At 50.1% G+C, this 17673-nt stretch carries 15 protein-coding genes; 11 read left to right on the top strand and 4 right to left on the bottom strand.

Features of this window, described 5'->3' with window-relative positions:
• The first annotated feature begins 1 nt into the window (after position 1).
• The 3 genes from JOE45_RS07590 to JOE45_RS07580 are packed head-to-tail and all read left to right on the top strand — an operon-like array spanning position 2 to position 3036.
• Positions 2 to 2002 (top strand): chemotaxis protein CheA, encoded by a 2001-nt coding sequence (locus tag JOE45_RS07590; RefSeq protein WP_210020774.1) that lies wholly within the window; start codon positions 2 to 4, stop codon positions 2000 to 2002.
• A gap of 32 nt (positions 2003 to 2034) precedes the next feature.
• Entirely contained in the window at positions 2035 to 2640 is a 606-nt protein-coding gene (locus JOE45_RS07585; protein WP_210020775.1) for a sigma-70 family RNA polymerase sigma factor, read from the top strand.
• A gap of 36 nt (positions 2641 to 2676) precedes the next feature.
• Positions 2677 to 3036 carry a response regulator gene (locus tag JOE45_RS07580; RefSeq protein ID WP_210020776.1) on the top strand — a complete coding sequence of 120 codons (360 nt, stop codon included), beginning with the start codon at positions 2677 to 2679 and terminating at the stop codon, positions 3034 to 3036.
• Positions 3037 to 3149: 113 nt separating this feature from the next.
• On the opposite strand, the gene JOE45_RS07575 is transcribed toward JOE45_RS07580, so the two are convergent.
• The 4 genes from JOE45_RS07575 to JOE45_RS07560 form a co-directional block, all read right to left on the bottom strand.
• Complete coding sequence (locus tag JOE45_RS07575) at positions 3150 to 4373, bottom strand: hypothetical protein (protein WP_210020777.1); 1224 nt, start codon at positions 4371 to 4373, stop codon at positions 3150 to 3152.
• Between the two features lie 239 nt (positions 4374 to 4612).
• Positions 4613 to 5719, bottom strand: a complete 1107-nt coding sequence (locus tag JOE45_RS07570) for an amidohydrolase family protein (RefSeq protein ID WP_210020778.1) — start codon at positions 5717 to 5719, stop codon at positions 4613 to 4615.
• A gap of 12 nt (positions 5720 to 5731) precedes the next feature.
• On the bottom strand, positions 5732 to 5938 hold the full coding sequence (locus JOE45_RS07565; RefSeq protein ID WP_210020779.1) for a hypothetical protein: 207 nt from the start codon (positions 5936 to 5938) through the stop codon (positions 5732 to 5734).
• Between the two features lie 160 nt (positions 5939 to 6098).
• Positions 6099 to 6797, bottom strand: a complete 699-nt coding sequence (locus JOE45_RS07560) for a GntR family transcriptional regulator (RefSeq protein ID WP_210020780.1) — start codon at positions 6795 to 6797, stop codon at positions 6099 to 6101.
• Between the two features lie 529 nt (positions 6798 to 7326).
• Between JOE45_RS07560 and JOE45_RS07555 the strand changes: the two genes are divergently transcribed.
• The 8 genes from JOE45_RS07555 to JOE45_RS07520 all read left to right on the top strand — a co-directional run bounded on the left by JOE45_RS07555 (position 7327) and on the right by JOE45_RS07520 (position 17664).
• Positions 7327 to 8640, top strand: coding sequence for an Nramp family divalent metal transporter (locus JOE45_RS07555; RefSeq protein ID WP_210020781.1), 1314 nt, complete (start codon positions 7327 to 7329; stop codon positions 8638 to 8640).
• Positions 8641 to 8930: 290 nt separating this feature from the next.
• Positions 8931 to 10019, top strand: a complete 1089-nt coding sequence (locus JOE45_RS07550; protein ID WP_210020782.1) for an amidohydrolase family protein — start codon at positions 8931 to 8933, stop codon at positions 10017 to 10019.
• 38 nt (positions 10020 to 10057) lie between these two features.
• Positions 10058 to 11194, top strand: coding sequence for an amidohydrolase family protein (locus JOE45_RS07545; protein ID WP_210020783.1), 1137 nt, complete (start codon positions 10058 to 10060; stop codon positions 11192 to 11194).
• Positions 11184 to 11630 (top strand): Rieske (2Fe-2S) protein, encoded by a 447-nt coding sequence (locus tag JOE45_RS07540; RefSeq protein ID WP_210020784.1) that lies wholly within the window; start codon positions 11184 to 11186, stop codon positions 11628 to 11630. The genes JOE45_RS07545 and JOE45_RS07540 overlap by 11 nt, the downstream gene beginning before the upstream one ends.
• A gap of 98 nt (positions 11631 to 11728) precedes the next feature.
• Positions 11729 to 13411: a thiamine pyrophosphate-dependent enzyme gene (locus JOE45_RS07535; RefSeq protein WP_210020785.1), complete on the top strand. Its 1683-nt coding sequence runs from the start codon at positions 11729 to 11731 to the stop codon at positions 13409 to 13411.
• A gap of 85 nt (positions 13412 to 13496) precedes the next feature.
• On the top strand, positions 13497 to 14927 hold the full coding sequence (locus JOE45_RS07530; protein ID WP_210023540.1) for an NAD-dependent succinate-semialdehyde dehydrogenase: 1431 nt from the start codon (positions 13497 to 13499) through the stop codon (positions 14925 to 14927).
• 7 nt (positions 14928 to 14934) lie between these two features.
• Entirely contained in the window at positions 14935 to 16365 is a 1431-nt protein-coding gene (locus tag JOE45_RS07525; protein ID WP_210023374.1) for an FAD-binding oxidoreductase, read from the top strand.
• Between the two features lie 6 nt (positions 16366 to 16371).
• Positions 16372 to 17664, top strand: coding sequence for a (Fe-S)-binding protein (locus JOE45_RS07520; protein ID WP_210020787.1), 1293 nt, complete (start codon positions 16372 to 16374; stop codon positions 17662 to 17664).
• Positions 17665 to 17673: the final 9 nt, after the last annotated feature.

Here is a 17673-nt window from a genome sequence, read left to right as displayed (position 1 = left end):
CATGTTTTCCGAATACAGAGAGGTTTTTCTGGAAGAGCTGGGAGAGCAGCTGCAGCTTATGGACGATGAAATTCTAAAGCTCGAACAAGAAGGGGATTCCCTTCGGGTTATCCAAAGTTTATTTCGCGCCGCGCATACCTTGAAGGGTTCATCTGCGGCGATGGGCTTTGAGGAAATGAAGCAATTAACCCACGAGATGGAACATCTTTTGGATCAGGTTAGAAGTAATAAATTAGAGGTAACGGGCCCGCTGATTGATCTTCTCTTTCAGTCGCTTGATTATCTCAAACAGTTAAAGAACGATATTGAACGTAACGATAAGTCAATGACGGATATCTCGGATTGCGTGGAGAAGCTGCAAACCTTTACCGACATGCGTAAGCCAGCAACTGGCTCAGGGCCTACGATGTACTCTGCTCCCAAACCTGTATTGAACTTGGATACCCGGCTAAAAGTACAGGAGGCTCAGGATCATGGACTTGATGTGTATTGGATCGGTGTGCAGGTTTCCGCCGAATGTGTCATCAAAGGAGCAAGGGCTTATGTCATTCACTCCAATTTGACTGATAATGGGGAGGTATTTCTTACTGCTCCGGAATTAGAAAAAATGGATGAACATATGGATGGGCCGTTCTATATCACATTCCTTTATGCAGGAAACCGAAGCTCACAGGAAATGCAGGCTCTCGTTGCCGATTTAACCGATGTGGTCGATGTAAAGGCAGCGCCTTTGGAAATCGAAGAGACCGTGTTGGTCACCCCCAGTTCGGCTGCTCAAGAAAGAATCGTACATGATGAGGCTGCACAAACAGGCAAATCCAAATCTCAGACGATCCGAGTGAGCGTGGAAAGACTGGAGCATCTCATGAATCTGGTGGGTGAACTGGTCATTGACCAGACTCGAATCCAACAAGTAGAGCGGACGCAAAGAAGGCGTATTTCCGATGATTCTGTGAATGAGCTTGGTCAAATCTCCGATCATCTTTCGCGTATTATCGGCGATCTGCAGGAAAGTGTCATGAAAGCAAGAATGCTCCCAATTGAGCAGCTGTTTAACCGTTTCCCCCGCATGATACGAGATCTTTCCCGCGACTTGGGTAAGGAGATCGATCTGGTGATGGAGGGAAAAGACACGGAACTCGATCGGACCCTGATAGAAGAGATTGCCGATCCGCTCATTCATCTCATTCGGAATGCGGTGGACCATGGGATCGAAATGCCGGAAAAAAGGGAACAGTCAGGTAAAAATCGGAAAGGCACTCTTCGAATCCAAGCGGCACATGAGGACAACCAGGTGGTTATCTATGTGGAAGAGGACGGGGCAGGAATAGACCCGGCCAAAATGAGAAGATCCGCGGTGGAGAAGGGTATCATTCTCGCGGAAGAAGCGGAGCAGTTAAGCGATCGGGAAGCGATCGACCTGATTTTTCGACCCGGATTTTCAACGGCTCAAGCAGTGAGTGATATATCCGGACGCGGTGTGGGCATGGATATCGTCAGAAGCCATATTGAGAAGTTGAATGGTCTGATCGATATTGAAACCAAATTGGGAGAAGGAACTTGCTTCAAAATCAAGCTTCCGTTAACGCTGGCCATCATCATCGGACTGCTCGTGAAACTGCAAGATCAAACGTTTATTATTCCGATGAGCAATATCGCCGAAATCGTCAGAGTAACAACAGGAGATATCCAGACGGTTCGGGGACAATCGGTGATTGTACTGCGTAATCAGGTGATTCCGGTGGCTTGGATGCATGACTCTTTCCACATTCGCAAAATGGAAAAGAAGAAAAACATTCCGTTAGTGATTGTGGGCTCAGCGGAAAAACGGCTGGCCCTAGCTGTAGATGAGCTGATCGGGAATCAAGAGATCGTCATCAAGTCGCTGGGTTCTTATATCGGAAAAGTAGACTGCATTGCCGGGGCTACCATATTGGGTGACGGTAAAGTAGCTTTAATATTAGAGGTGTCGGGAATCATTAACAAAATGGGCGGGAATTAAGTTTAAGCCGTTTGGTGGTGAACATAACTTCAATGATGGATGAAATCACGGATACCGATTTGGTCGCCTCCGTTAATCAAGGTGATCAGATTGCATTCAACTCTCTACTAAGTCGTTACATGCCGATGATTTGTAGTTTCAGCAAGAAGTATTATGCACCAGGTCTCATGCGGGGAGACATAAATCAAGCGGGATGTGTCGGGTTATTTATCGCCTGTAAGCGATATAATTCCTCTAAAGGAATGGCTTTTTCAGGTTTCGCAAAAATGCACATTAAGCACTATATCATCAATGCTGTGAAAGCCGCTTTAAGGAAAAAACAGCAGATATTAAATGAGAGCATGTCCTTGGATGAAACCCCTTTTAGCGAGCAAGAAAAGACCAGCAGATATGAACTCATACCCCATTTCACGCCATCAGCGGAAGAAGTTTTTATGAATCAAGCCAGAGATACCGAGTTATTTGACATGATAAAAACACATTTAACGCATTTGGAGAGAGCGGCTGTCTTGGGTTTGATGTATGGTCTGGTATATAAGGAAATAGCGGATTTACACGGTGTTGGCAATAAATCTATCGATAATGCATTAAAACGTGCAAAAGGAAAATTGAAGATTGCGCTCTGTAACAATGCATAACTTTTTAAATGAACCAAAGAAAAATAGGGGGAAGACATGGCAAATATATTGGTAGTCGATGACGCTGCATTTATGAGAGTCATGCTGAAGGATATCCTCATGAAAGGCGGACATCAAATTGTCGGCGAGGCAGGCAATGGTGTTGAAGCGATCGAGCAGTATAAAAAATTAAAGCCCGACTTGGTAACCATGGATATTACCATGCCGGAAATGGAAGGTATCGAGGCTTTAAAACATATCAAACAAGTGGATCCGATGGCGAAAGTGATTATGTGCTCCGCTATGGGACAACAGCTGATGGTTGTTCAAGCGATACAGGCGGGTGCCCAAGATTTTGTAGTTAAGCCGTTCCAACCGGACAGGGTACTTGAATCGGTGAAGAAAGCGTTAGCTTAATTTTAGCGCGGATGAAACATTCGGCTATAACCGCTTAACTGTAAAGGATGACAAAAGCCCGAGGGAGTAAGAAATCCCTTGGGCTTTTGGTGTGTTGAATCAAATTTAACGGCTTAAATAAGCAAAAGAACCAATGCCAAAAAGAGAAAAAAACTCACGGTATAAAGAAGGTTCCATGCTGCAATTCGAAAGGTGCTTTGGCGGATAATAATGGAAAACATATTCAGTGTTCCGCTAAAGGGACCGATGGAAAACGTCATAACGGCACCCCCAACCAAAGCAATGGCCAAGTGCTCTGCTGATATTCCCAAAGCGGAGGGGTTCATCGATTCGGCCAAAAGTGTAATGGCTGTGATCGGATGCATCCCCATCAAGCCGAATCCGAGTGTGATCAAAGGGAGAATGAGCAAAAAAAGGTTTGATCCGACCCAATGATTGAACTGCAAAATATACTCGGTAACGAAATGATTGTATCCGGAATATTGGAGCGCTTGAACAAAAAAACCGGTGCTGAGGAAAATAGCAAACTGATCCGCCATGCCGGGCATTTTATTTATGACGTAAGATTTGGTTTCTCCCCAATAGGCCGTTCCCTTCTTTAGAGCCAGAGCCCATAGGAGAGCAAAGGGAAAGGCCAAGATCGTCGTCGTCACGACAAGCCCTAACGGCCATATGCTGGTTAATCCCACGTTTACGGAAATGAGCAGAAGGATCACTAACACGATCTGCAATATTTTGGTGATGGGTTTTTGAGTGAAAGGTTGGTGTGCTTCTTCTTCAAATTCTTGAGCCGAGGCCATTTCGGATACGGCATGGTTGTGTTTGTCGGACGGGTTTTCTTCCTGCCCGCTTCCAGTACGCTTGTCGATGATCCAGAACATCAACCAGTTCAAAAATAATCCGAAAAGACCGATAATGAATAATTTGTAAAAAACACTAGACCAGGGAACTTTCGTCGTTTCTAGAGCAATGGCAACCCCACCAGAGAAGGGGGACCAGGCAACCGAGACCGCATAACCGTTAATAATGGCCAAGCTCATAAATTTATTGGTGTTTTTCAAACCGATCTTTTCGACTGCGCTTTTGATACTGTAATACATGATCGGAATGGTGGCCAAATTCAAAAAACTGCTGAGTAAAAACGAGATGGAACTGATGGTACGGTGCAATTGAGTGACGCTTCGCGTTTTTTTATATAAGATCTGTTCAATGGACTGGTCGTAATTGCCTAATTGAAGCGGGATAGCCAATAACGGAAGCATAGCGAATAAGGAAAGCAGATAAAGCATATCTCCATAAATTAATATGTAGGTATACAAATTGATCCCTTTTTGCATCACAAGCCAAGTCCCAGTCACCAAAAACAAAAGTGCAAAGATTTTTGTAGGTAAACCGGAAGTAGGGACCGATAACAAAATCGCAATGATGGACAAAATGGAAAGAATCGGGGCTAATTGTTGGAAGTCCCCGATCTTATAAACTAGAAATATCAACACAGACAAGGTGAAGACGATAGAACGAGCGATTAGGCTATAGCGTGATATGGTTCCCACCTCTATTGATTATAAAGATCGTTTTACGGAAGCCGGTAGAATGAGCGGGCGTTGTCATAGAAAATCTTTTGCTTTAACGACTCCGGGAATTTGGGCGGAAACGTTAAATCGGGCGAATCATAGTCCCAGTGTGGATAATCCGTGGCAAACATGAGCATCTCATCCGAGCCCAAATGTTCGATCACCTGAAGCAGATATTCCGCAACCGGCGGTTCCTCCATCGGCTGCGTCGTAAAGCGCATATGCCCGCGGATATACTCCGACGGCTTGCGCGTCAAGAAAGGCACTTCCTCGCGCAGACGCTTCCAGTGCTTGTCGAGCCGCCACATCAGCGAAGGCACCCAGGCAAATCCGCCTTCGAGCATGACCGTGTGCAGGTTCGGGAACCGTTCAAACACCCCTTCGCAGACCATGCTGATCACCTGGCATTGAAACGCCTGCGCCATGTTGGTATGGTCCTCGATATAGTACGAGGGAAATCCGGAGGAGGTCGTGGCGTTCCCGCCTAATCCCCCAAAATGAACAGCGATCGGTAAGCCGTGGTTTTCCGCCGCCTCATAGATTTTCCAATATTTTCTTCGGCCCATCGGCTCCCGGGTACGGGGCATGATCAGCACCTGCACGAAGCCGGGGTGACTCGCGACCCGGTTGATTTCTTCCGCCGCAAGCTCGGCGTTCTCGTACGGGATGACAATGGAAGCCCGCAGCCGCGGTTCTTTATCCAGCCATTCGGCGATCTGCCAATCGTTGACGGCCCGGGCCAGCGCCGCGCCGTATTCATCATTGAGCTGCTCCCCCACACGGTATAGACAGTTGAGAATGCCGTACTCCAAATTCAAGGGCTCCAGCAGCTGCTCCCGCATGAAATTTAGGTCGGAGCCGGGGATCTGACCGTTGGGCGGCCAAGAGTCCGTTCGCGTTCCGCCCGGATTACCCTTGGGATACGGGATATGGTTCGCGAACCCATGGTAGCTGCGCAAGCCGACCATGTCCATATAATTCCTCCAACGTTGGGGAAGGTACTGCTTCAGCACTTCGCTCGAGGGAACTTCATTATGAATATCGCAGTCGATGAAACGGGCTCCGGCTTTACGTTTGGGCTCCTTCACCACAGAACTAAACATCGTCATGCTTCTTCCTCCTTACGGTTCATACTCGGCTGCCAACATTAGAAACGGTAAAATGAATCGGTCCACCCACGGCACTTCCCGGCGCAGGCCCTTCCAGTTCTTGTCGAGCCGCCACATTAGTGCGGGCATCCAAGTAAACCAGCTCTCAAGCAGCACAACCCGAAGTAAGAGAACCGTTGGAACACGCCTTCGGTGATCAGGCTTACGATATGTCAGCATTCGCAAGCCTTCCAATAGCAAACGCTTCTTCGTTTTTAAGAATAACGTGTATCTAATCCTTAGTATATACGACTAAATGTATACTTGTATACAAGTAAAAGCGCAATTTTATTATTTCTTTTTGTTCGTTTTTACTCGCATGTTTTGTATTGGTGATCGTTTATTTGCGTGTAAAAACGTTAGCCAAATTGTCTTTGGAAATGGCCAAATGCCGTTTTAAGACAATTACAGCCTGCTCCGTATTGCCTTGCTTGATGAGGGTAATGATTTCCTTGTGTTCGTCTTCACGCTCGATAGCCCATTCCAAGGTCAGATAATACACCCGAAAGCGGGAAATGGTGTCATGGAGGGAATCGATGAACCGCTGCACCCTTTGATTTTCAAGGGCAGAAATAATCGAGAGATGGAAGTAGGTGTTCATTTCCCCTCTTTTTTGGAGATTTCCTTGTTTACGGTATTCTTCCCCCCGTTCAATCGCGTCTTCCATTTGACGGATTAAGGCATGGTGGTTCGTTGTGATTCTCCGCAAAGCTTCGGCCTCAACAATAGAACGAATCTCATACACTTCATGGATATCCTGGAGCGTAGGCAGTGTTACAATCACTTTTCTTCCCGGCAAAAAAGTGAGCAGATTTTCTGTTTCAAGGATCCGAATGGCTTCGCGGACCGGTGTACGGCTGACAGAGAGCTTGTCGGCAATCAGATTTTCGCTAAGAAGCTGTCCCGGCTTTAAGGAACCATTCAAGATTGACGTTTTGAGTTTCTGATATACCACTTCGCGAAGGGGCGTGTAAGATGAGGAATAATCTAGCGGTTCGAGAGTGAAATCGGTTGTGATGAGAGTGATATGGCCATCCATTCGTCATTACCTCTTCCTAAAGCTAACTGTGTTAAATATTTTACACCAAATGATTGCCAAAGCACAACTTGCAATTCGTCTCGTTATCCTCATTGACAAGGGTGAATTGGTCAGTTATATTCATGTATACAAGTATACTATTATGTCAAGGAGGTGCATATATATAGATCAAACTATACAAAAATAGTTTATGGCAGCCGTGTTTTCAGCGGGAGCCCAAGAAAAATCAACTCACCGACCTTTGATTGCACTGTTGTCGTACTTGTTCTCTAGAAGCCGGATCGCCTAAGCGTTAGCCCAAACGGCTCTCGGTACACGGAATTCAGGTTGTCGGTGTTAGGGAGGATGATCTGCCAGAGGTTTTAGGAAGACTGGCAAGGAAGGAGTAAAACTAAAACCAAAAAAATGAAAGCGGTTACCATTGAAATGACATGGCTAATGATTTTAAATTATGGAAACGCTTACTACCATTTATTTGTTTGGCAAAGTATTATGATAATAACAATAACTGGTTAAAGGGGCATGCAGAATGGCAAAACCTATGGAAAATCAGACATTGGAACTACGGCCAAAAGGCGGGGGCTTTCTGGAAACACTGAAGAGCATCGGTCCAGGATTAGTCGTCGCATTCGCTTGGCTTGGAACAGGGGATTTGGTTGATGCATCCGTGTCTGGGGCTAACTACGGATATGACTTAATGTGGGTGCTTTGCATCGCTTTGTTTTGCCGTTATTTCTTTGTTAACGCGCTGGCTAAATATCAGCTGTGTAATAGCAATGGAGATGAAACTATATTTCATGGTTTTTTCCGGGTATGGAAAGGGTTTCCGCTGTTATTGGGCGTATCTGGTTATATCATGGGTTTCGTTTATGTATCCTATATGATCCGGGGAACAGGGGTAGCTTTATATCACCTGTTTGGTGAGGTCGGCAATAGCTTCAGTTGGTCCATAGTCGGGGTACTTCTGGCGATTTATGTGACCACACGGCCCCGTCAATTGAAAGCGCTTGAATTTGTAGCGCGTACCGCTTGCGTTGTCATTATTTTGACGTTTATCTTCGCTATTTTTAAAACCGGTGTAAACATAGGAGCATTTATTGAAGGTCTCAGTTTTGGAATACCAGCTAACAATGATGCGTTCGGTGCACTGCTTATCGCGGTTTCCATTATCGGTGCCGTTGGCGGCTCAGCTGCAAACCTTTTGTATCCTTACCTGATGAACGACAAGGGATGGAAGGGGCCGCAGCAGCGTAAATTACAAATTATCGATCTGCTAACCGGAATCGTTGCGATCGTCGTAATCAACTTGGCCATCTGGATTGTTGCTGCCGAAACCATGTATGGTCAAGGGCAAGCCATACATAACGAGGTCGACTTGGCTGCCATGATGGCACAAGCCGTTGGCCCGATCGGACCACTTTTGTTGTGGATCACCGTGTTCTTTGTCTGCTTCACCTCTTATCCGACGTTTTCTTTCGGATTCACGAAGCTGTTATTGCATGGGGTGCATCTCTCAACAAAAAGGGGCGAGAAATACGAAAAACCCGAGATGGATCCAAAGTTTAAATGGTTTTCGGTCGGGGGTCTTCTCGTCGTGCCGCTCATTTTCTCCATGCCTTTCGCGCCCAATTTAGTTACTCTTACCATTGTCGGCAATAGCTTGGCCGTTATTACCGCACCAATTATCATCGTAGGGATCATTTTTATGACATCCCGTAAGAGCATGATGCTGCCGGCATATGTGAATAAATGGTGGGAAAATCTCATTCTTGGTATTGTCGGATGTATCGGTTTATGGGCGACTTACAGTTTGTTAATGGTGTTACTCGAAAAGTTGGGTTGAAAACAGCATCTGTTTATTAATCGTGTTTTGTAGAACCCTTTACGAAATGGCATTGCTTCAAATGAACATGACCCAACCACCATGAATAAAATGTAGTTGGCCTGTGAATCTGCTGTTAGCGGGTCACAGGCGACACTTTTGTGGTGAGAGATCGGGGAGTCGAGGAATCAAGGGTAGAGGAGAAAAAAACCGAAAGTAGAACCGTTTTTACTTGTATACAAGTATACATTCAGTCGTATATACTAAGGATTAGATACACGTTAAATCTCTAAAGCGAAGGAGCGTATACAATGGATGAGCTCATGACGCAGGAACACAATAGCAACCAAACCAAAACAGGGGTCATCGATTGTGATGTGCACAATGCAGTCCCTTCAATACAAGCCCTATTCCCCTATTTAACCGATCGTTGGCGCGATTATATCGTGGAGCATGGGATCAAAGGATTGGAACCAAATTATTATCCGAGAGGTGTATCCCTTTCGTCCAGACCGGGTTCAGAGCTGCCTTCCGGCCATCCGCCGGGTTCGGATCTGGAGACTTTGCGTCAGCAGGTATTGGATCCGTGGAATGTGCAGTATGCCATTCTCAATTGTCTTTATGGGGTTCAGATGATTCACAATGAGGACTGGGCTGCAGCGATGGCCTCGGCGGTCAACGATTGGCAGCGCGTGGAATGGCTGGATAAGGAACCGCGGCTGCGGGCCTCCATCGTCGTCGCCAGCCAAAACCCGGAGCAGGCGGCGGAGGAAATTCACCGGTTGGGCCGGGATCCCGGTTTCGTGCAGGTGCTGCTTTTGGTCCGCTCTGAAATGCTCTACGGCAAAAAGCATTTCTGGCCGATCTACGAGGCGGCCCAGCAGTACGGGCTGCCGATCGGGATTCATGCCGGCGGAATGACGGGGTACCCGACGATGCCGGTCGGTTGGCCTTCGTATTATCTTGAGGATTATGTCAGCCATTCGCAAGCCTTCCAGTCACAAATCGTAAGCCTGATCACCGAAGGCGTTTTCCAGCGCTTCCCGTCACTTCGGGTCGTGCTGCTTGAAAGCGGCTTTACCTGGATGCCAGCGCTGATGTGGCGGCTCGACAAGAACTGGAAGGGCCTGCGCCGGGAAGTGCCGTGGGTGGACCGTTTACCCTCGGAGATCATCCGGGAGCATTTCCGATTAACTATCCAGCCGCTAGACGAAGCGCCGGTACCCGAACACCTGCTGCAAACCATGGCGCAGCTGCGCTCCGAAGACATGCTGTTGTTTTCTACCGATTATCCGCACTGGCACTTCGATACGAAGGAAGAGGCGCTCCCGGCCCAGCTACCGCCTAGTCTGGAGAAGAAAATTTTATCGGATAACGCGCGTTTGCTTTACCGTTTCTAATGTTGGCAGCCGAGTATGAACCGTAAGGAGGAAGAAGCATGACGATGTTTAGTTCTGTGGTGAAGGAGCCCAAACGTAAAACCGGAGCCCGTTTCATCGACTGCGATATTCATAATGAAGTTCCCTCGAGCGAAGTGCTGAAGCAGTACCTTCCCCTGCGTTGGAGGAATTATATGGACATGGTCGGCTTGCGCAGCTACCATGGGTTCGCGAACCATATCCCGTATCCCAAGGGTAATCCGGGCGGAACGCGAACGGACTCTTGGCCGCCCAACGGTCAGATCCCCGGCTCCGACCTGAATTTCATGCGGGAGCAGCTGCTGGAGCCCTTGAATTTGGAGTACGGCATTCTCAACTGTCTATACCGTGTGGGGGAGCAGCTCAATGATGAATACGGCGCGGCGCTGGCCCGGGCCGTCAACGATTGGCAAATCGCCGAATGGCTGGATAAAGAACCGCGGCTGCGGGCTTCCATTGTCATTCCGTACGAGAACGCCGAGCTTGCGGCGGACGAAATCAACCGGGTCGCGAGTCACCCCGGCTTCGTGCAGGTGCTGATCATGCCCCGTACCCGGGAGCCGATGGGTCGGCGGAAATATTGGAAAATCTATGAGGCGGCGGAAAACCACGGCTTACCGATCGCTGTTCATTTTGGGGGATTAGGCGGGAACGCCACGACCTCCTCCGGATTTCCCTCGTACTATATCGAGGACCATACCAACATGGCGCAGGCGTTTCAATGCCAGGTGATCAGCATGGTCTGCGAAGGGGTGTTTGAACGGTTCCCGAACCTGCACACGGTCATGCTCGAAGGCGGATTTGCCTGGGTGCCTTCGCTGATGTGGCGGCTCGACAAGCACTGGAAGCGTCTGCGCGAGGAAGTGCCTTTCTTGACGCGCAAGCCGTCGGAGTATATCCGCGGGCATATGCGCTTTACGACGCAGCCGATGGAGGAACCGCCGGTTGCGGAATATCTGCTTCAGGTGATCGAACATTTGGGCTCGGATGAGATGCTCATGTTTGCCACGGATTATCCACACTGGGACTATGATTCGCCCGATTTAACGTTTCCGCCCAAATTCCCGGAGTCGTTAAAGCAAAAGATTTTCTATGACAATGCCCGCTCATTCTACCGGCTTCCTGATAAGGAGGAGGAACGTGACGATGTTAAATAACAAACAGAAATATATCGTCGGAACTGTAGATGAACTCCCTCCTGGAGAACGGAAAATCGTCAATGTCGGGGGGCGGTCAATCGGCGTTTTTAATGTGGACGGCGAATTTTTTGCCCTGCGAAACCGCTGCCCGCATGGAGGCGCACCGCTCTGCGAAGGGGTGCTCAGCGGGTTTGTCCAATCTAAAGGTCGAGGCGACTACTCTTATGCGAGAAAAGGGGAGATTCTCCGCTGCCCTTGGCACCAATGGGAGTTCGACATTAAAACCGGCCAGTCCTGGTTCGATCCGGTCAAGACTCGTGTCCGCGCTTACGAGACCAAGGTGGAGGCTGGCTGCACGCTGGCGGATGCCGGGTGCGAGATGAAAGAAGGACCCTACGTGGCAGAAACCTTCTCCGTATCTCTGGATAAAGATTACATCGTTCTTGAGATCTAGTCCTAAACGGCAAAGGAAACAGCAAGGATGTATACGGCCTGCTGTTTCCTTACCTTATCATTTTATATTGTTCCGAGAAAAAAAGGAGTGAGATAGAAATGAAACAAAAAATGACAGGTGCTCAAGCCTTAGTGGAATGTATTCGTAGGGAAGAAGTGGATCATGTATTTTGTGTTCCCGGAGAAAGTTTTTTGAGTGTTTTGGATGCGATCTATGAAACAGAAAGCATCAAGCTGATCTCCAACCGCCATGAAGGCGGAGCATCCTTCATGGCGGAAGGATATGCGAAAGCTACCGGTAAACCGGGAGTGTGTATGGCAACCCGCGGTGTGGGGGGAGCTAACCTGGCTATAGGCATTCATACGGCTATGCAGGATTCCACGCCTATGGTCGTCTTTTTAGGCCAAGTACATAGTCATTTTCGAACGCGGGAAGGCTTCCAGGAAGTCAATCAAGAAAACTTCTTTGCTCCCATCTCAAAATGGACGATTGAAATTACCGATACCGATCGAATTCCAGAGCTTGTTCAACGGGCATTCCGCATAGCGAAAACCGGACGCCCAGGTCCAGTTGTCGTGGGCTTGCCTGTGGATGTGATCGATGCGGTTGCAGAATTTGAAATAGGTCCTGCAACTACGATTCCAAAGCCTGCACCAAGCAAACCTGAAGTTACAGCAGCACTTGCGATGATTTCCAAGGCAAAGCGTCCTATTGTTATTGCCGGGGGAGGTGTAGTCCGAGGAGGCGCACATGAACCCTTGATCCAGTTCTCAGAAGCGATGGCACTGCCGGTATTGGTATCATTTCGTCGTCATGATGCATTTCCGAATCAACATGCGCAGTATCTTGGTCATATCGGACTGGGAACCCACAAGAGCATTCTGGATACGGTGAAAAGTGCTGATCTTGTTATAGCTGTAGGGATGCGTTTTTCAGAAATTGTTACTCAAGGGTATACGTTATTCTCATCCGATCAGGACATTATTCATATAGATATCGATCCGAATAGTATAGGGAAGGTTTATAATCCGGCGATAGGAATTGTTGCGGATGCCGGTGAAGCATTACAAGCATTGGTTGAAGCTTCCACGGAATATCCGGCTGAAAATAGAGAGGAACGTTTGGCTTGGATTGCCGAGCGTCGTCGATTGTATGACGAATGGATTGCTGCAGAATTACACGGGGATGCAAAAATGAATATGAAGAAGGTTATCGCCGATCTGCAGCGGATCACGCCTGATGATGCGATTATTACCAATGATGCAGGGAACTTTTGCGGTTGGTTGCATCAATTTTACCAATTTGAAAAACCCGGTACCTATATTGGACCGACCAATGGAGCTATGGGCTATGGATTGCCGGCTGCGGTGGGAGCTAAATTGGCTCACCCGGAACGCACTGTGGTTTCCTTATCCGGAGACGGAGGTTTTATGATGACCCTGCAGGAATTTGAAACGGCAGTTCGTTATGAAGCACCCGTGATTGCTATTGTGTTTAATAACAATATGTACGGTACCATTCGGATGCATCAAGAACGAGAGTACCCGAAAAGAATTACCGGAACGCTGCTGACGAATCCGAACTTTGCGGAGCTGGCCAGATTATTCGGCGGTTACGGAGAGCAGATTGATCGACATGAAGATTTTGCTCCTGCGTTTGAGCGGGCTCTTGAATCAGGCAAGCCTTCAATCATTGAAGTATCCATAGACCCGGAGCAAATTTCGGTTTCCGCTACGATTGAGGATTTAAGAAAGGCGAAGGTTGAACTCTTTAAAGCTTAGTATTTATAGAAGAAAGAGATGAAGGACTCATTAAAACTACTTCAGCCTAAAAAGGATGACGATCCCTAAGGAGGTAGATATCATGCTGTATATCAATGGAGAATTCTGTAATGCCAGGTCCAATCAAACCTTTGACGTGATCAACCCGGCGACGGGAGAAGTAGTAGAAACCGTTGCCAAAGGGGGCGCGGAGGACGCGCAAGCTGCCATTGACGCAGCTCAGGCCGCACTGCAGCCGTGGTCCCGCTTAACGGCGAAGGATCGCTACACGTTTTTGACCCGAACCGCGGGGATTCTCCGCAGCCGTACCGAACCGATTGCGGAGCTGATCACCCGCGAGATGGGCAAACCGCTGGCGGAGGCGAGAGGCGAGATCGGTCTTGCGATCGACTATCTGGACTGGTACGCCGAAGAGGGTAAACGGATCTATGGAGATACCATACCAGCCTCTGCTCCGAACAAGCGCATCTTCGTGCTGCGTCAGCCGGTCGGTGTGGTCGGGGCGATCACCCCGTGGAACTTCCCGATCGCGATGATCACCCGCAAGCTGGCCCCGGCGCTGGCGGCAGGCTGCACGATCATCCTCAAGGCGGCGTCGGCTACGCCGCTGGCCGCGATTGAGGTGTTCAAAGCACTGCATGAAGCCGGTGTGCCCAAGGGCGTAGCGAACCTAGTGAACGGTTCCGCCTCCGAAGTGGTGGGCACCCTGATGGCCAGCCCCGTGGTGCGCAAGATTACCTTCACCGGCTCAACCGAAGTCGGCAAAGAGCTCGTACGCCAGTCGGCCGACACAATGAAGAAAGTATCGATGGAACTCGGCGGACACGCTCCGCTTCTCGTATTTGAGGATGCCGATCTGGAGAAAGCGGCAGAGGGAGCGATCGCCAGCAAGTTCCGCAACGCCGGTCAAACGTGTGTTTGTACGAACCGGATCTATGTGCAGAAGTCCGTGGTTGAGAAGTTTGCCTCCATTATGGCGGAGAAAGTAAAGAAGCTCGTCATTGGCAACGGCCTGAATGACGGCGTCAACATCGGTCCGTTGATCGACAAAGCGGCAATGGAAAAAGCGCAGGAGCATATCGACGATGCGGTGGAGAAGGGTGCCACCATCCTGGCGGGCGGCAGCAAGCTTATCGAAGGTGAACTGGCGGGCGGCTGCTTCTTCGCACCGACCGTGCTGCTTAACGCGACGCATGACATGAAGATTTCCTATGAAGAAACGTTCGGCCCGGTCGCGCCGATCTTTACGTTTGAAACCGAGGAAGAAGCAATTCGCTATGCCAATGACACCGTCTATGGGCTGGCTTCCTACATTTATACCAAAGACGGCTCCCGCATGTTCCGGGTAGCCGAAGCGATGGAGTACGGCATCGTCGGCATCAATGACTCCCTGCCAACTGTAGCGCAAGCTCCGTTCGGCGGGATCAAGGAATCCGGCGTCGGACGTGAAGGCGGCAAGTACGGCATTGAAGATTATTTGGAGTATAAATTCCTGTCCCTCCAGTTGGACCTGTAAAAGGATGATGGCTGTGGCTTATAGAAAAATAGATTCCGACATCGTACGCCGGGTGCGTGCCATCATTCCTGAACCCAAACGCGTGATGACGGAGAAAGCGGATTTGGCCGGCTATTCCTTTGACGGTTCGTTTGGGACCTATATGCCGGAGCTGGTCGTGCAGCCGAAAAGCACCGCCGAGGTGGCGTCCATCGTCAAGCTGGCCTATGAGGAAGTCATTCCGGTGTATCCTCGCGGCCAGTCGACCTCGCTTTCTGGAGGGCCGCTGCCGGTCGAAGGCGGCATTGTACTGGATCTGTCCCGGTGGGATCAGAAGCTGGAGGTCTACCCCGAGGATCTCATCGTGGTCGTTTCCCCGGGCGTATTGACCGGAAACATCCATGCGGCGGCGGAAAAGGTCGGGTTGATGTACCCGCCTGATCCGAGCAGCTCCGCGGTTTCGACGATCGGCGGCAATTTGGCCGAGAACTCCGGGGGGCCGCGCGGCTTGAAGTACGGTGTAACGAAAGATTATGTGCTGGGGCTGGAATTCGTCACGCCGCAGGGGGAGATTATCCGTACGGGCGGCCGCACGGTGAAGAATGTGACCGGCTATGACTTGACCAAGCTGATTGTCGGGTCGGAAGGGACGCTAGGCGTCATTACCGAAGCGACGCTGCAGCTGATTCCCAAGCCGCCGAAAACGGCGACGCTCCTGGCGATCTTCGATGATATCGTGACTTCCGGCGAAGCAATCTCGAAGGTGCTGACCTCGGGCATCCTGCCCTCCAAAATGGAGATTATGGACCAAGCCTCCATTCATGCGGTGGAAAACTACGAGCCGAGCGGGTTGCCTGTGGACGCCGAGGCGATCATCCTCATTGAGGTGGATGGCCACGCCCGCACGGTCGAGGAAGAGATCAAGGAAGCCGGGCGGATTTGCGAAGCCATCGGGGCCCGCGAGGTAAAGATCGCCAGCACGGCAGTGGAGGAGGCCAATTTGTGGAAAGCGCGCAAACTGGTGTCTCCGGCGATTACCCGGGTCAAGCCGACCAAGATTTCGGAGGACGCCACCGTTCCGCGCAGCCAGATCCCGGCGATGTTTGCCCGGTTGAAAACGATCCGCGAAAAATACAACGTCAACCTGGTTGTGTTCGGGCATGCCGGAGACGGGAATCTGCATCCGAACATTGTGGCTGACAAGCGGGACAAAGAAGAGATGAAGCGCGTCGAGCAGGCCGTGACGGAGATATTTGAAACGGCGATCGAGCTGGGCGGCACGCTGTCCGGTGAGCACGGCATCGGCAACATGAAGGCGCCGTTCATGGAGATGGAGTTGGGGAAAGCAGGGCTTCAAATGATGAAGCTGATCAAGGACAGTTGGGATCCGAAGAATATTATGAATCCGGGCAAGATTTTTCCTGCTCCCGGGCAGCGGCTCAACTTAACGGAGGGGTAGCAGCCGATGAACCGAAACAAAGAATTGCCTTACGACGAAACGATCCAATGTGTGCAATGCGGCTACTGCTTACCGGCCTGCCCTACCTACGTGACCATGGAACGGGAAACCCATTCGCCTCGCGGCCGGATCAATTTGGTGAAGATGGCGGCGGAGGGACATCTGTCGCTCAGTGAACTGGAGGGGCCGATCGATCTGTGTCTGGGCTGCCGCGCCTGCGAAACGGCGTGTCCGTCGGGTGTGGAATACGGCAAAATTCTGGAAGGGGCGCGGGAGGCGCTGGCGGAGCATAAGGCTAAGCGGACCTCCAAGCCGCTGGGCAAGCTGCAGGACGCCATGTTTCAGGACGTCTTTCCCGACTCGAAGAAGCTCAAGCTCGCAGCCGATATGATCTGGCTGTACCAAAAGAGCGGTCTGCAGAAGGTGGCGCACAAAAGCAAGCTGACGCGGATCCTGCCGAAAAACCTGTGGGCCTTTGAGGAAGTACTGCCGCAGGTGACTTCTCCCGCAGCAAGGCGCAATCGTCCGCGTCTCTTCGAGCCACCGAAGGGAACCCAGCCGAAGTGGAAAGTAGCTTTTTTCACCGGATGCATCATGGATGCAATGTTCGAGAAGATTAATCGTCTGTCGATGGAACTTCTGGCGATGGGGGGCTGCGAGGTGCAGGTGATCGCCGAGCAGACCTGCTGCGGGGCGCTTCACGCGCATGCCGGACGCAAGGACGATACAGTGATGCTGGCGAAGCAGAACATCGAGGCGTTTGAACGGCTGGACGTGGATTTCATCATCAATAATGCGGGCGGCTGCGGCGCGATGCTGGTGGAATACGATCATCTGTTCCATGGAGATCCACAGTGGGAGGCGCGGGCCAAGGCGTTCGTGGCCAAAACCCGCGATATTACCCAGGTGCTGGCTGTATGCGAGCTGCCTCTCTCCAAACCGATGGACGAGATCGTCACCTACCAGCATTCCTGCCACATGACCAACGTGCAGAAGGTGGTCAAGGAACCACTGGAGCTGATCAAGCAGATTCCGGGGATCTCATATAAGGAAATGGCCAACCCGAATATGTGCTGCGGGTCGGCTGGAATATATAATGTAGTCCATTACGAGGAATCGATGGAAATCCTGGGCGTCAAGATGGAGACGGTCAAGACGACCCAGGCGACGACGATCGTCACCACGAATCCCGGCTGTCTGCTGCAGATGAAGCTGGGTGTGCAGAAGGAAGGCATGTCCGACAAGGTTCGAACGGTTCACCTCGTTGAGCTGCTCGCAGAGTCGGCTAAACTGATATAAGACAGGGGG

It is taken from the genome of Paenibacillus sp. PvR098 (assembly GCF_017833255.1).
GTDB lineage: Bacteria > Bacillota > Bacilli > Paenibacillales > NBRC-103111 > Paenibacillus_G.
The sequence above is the reverse complement of the archived record's forward strand: the minus strand, read 5'-3'. Positions and strand labels throughout refer to the sequence as shown.

Excerpts from the sequence above, each read along its gene's own strand:
- JOE45_RS07590 (WP_210020774.1), top strand. The coding sequence starts at position 2 with ATGTTTTCCGAATACAGAGAGGTTTTTCTGGAAGAGCTGGGAGAGCAG.
- JOE45_RS07585 (WP_210020775.1), top strand. The coding sequence starts at position 2,035 with ATGATGGATGAAATCACGGATACCGATTTGGTCGCCTCCGTTAATCAA.
- JOE45_RS07580 (WP_210020776.1), top strand. The coding sequence starts at position 2,677 with ATGGCAAATATATTGGTAGTCGATGACGCTGCATTTATGAGAGTCATG.
- JOE45_RS07575 (WP_210020777.1), bottom strand. The coding sequence starts at position 4,373 with ATGCAAAAAGGGATCAATTTGTATACCTACATATTAATTTATGGAGAT.
- JOE45_RS07570 (WP_210020778.1), bottom strand. The coding sequence starts at position 5,719 with ATGACGATGTTTAGTTCTGTGGTGAAGGAGCCCAAACGTAAAGCCGGA.
- JOE45_RS07565 (WP_210020779.1), bottom strand. The coding sequence starts at position 5,938 with ATGCTGACATATCGTAAGCCTGATCACCGAAGGCGTGTTCCAACGGTT.
- JOE45_RS07560 (WP_210020780.1), bottom strand. The coding sequence starts at position 6,797 with ATGGATGGCCATATCACTCTCATCACAACCGATTTCACTCTCGAACCG.
- JOE45_RS07555 (WP_210020781.1), top strand. The coding sequence starts at position 7,327 with ATGGCAAAACCTATGGAAAATCAGACATTGGAACTACGGCCAAAAGGC.
- JOE45_RS07550 (WP_210020782.1), top strand. The coding sequence starts at position 8,931 with ATGGATGAGCTCATGACGCAGGAACACAATAGCAACCAAACCAAAACA.
- JOE45_RS07545 (WP_210020783.1), top strand. The coding sequence starts at position 10,058 with ATGACGATGTTTAGTTCTGTGGTGAAGGAGCCCAAACGTAAAACCGGA.
- JOE45_RS07540 (WP_210020784.1), top strand. The coding sequence starts at position 11,184 with ATGTTAAATAACAAACAGAAATATATCGTCGGAACTGTAGATGAACTC.
- JOE45_RS07535 (WP_210020785.1), top strand. The coding sequence starts at position 11,729 with ATGAAACAAAAAATGACAGGTGCTCAAGCCTTAGTGGAATGTATTCGT.
- JOE45_RS07525 (WP_210023374.1), top strand. The coding sequence starts at position 14,935 with ATGGCTGTGGCTTATAGAAAAATAGATTCCGACATCGTACGCCGGGTG.
- JOE45_RS07520 (WP_210020787.1), top strand. The coding sequence starts at position 16,372 with ATGAACCGAAACAAAGAATTGCCTTACGACGAAACGATCCAATGTGTG.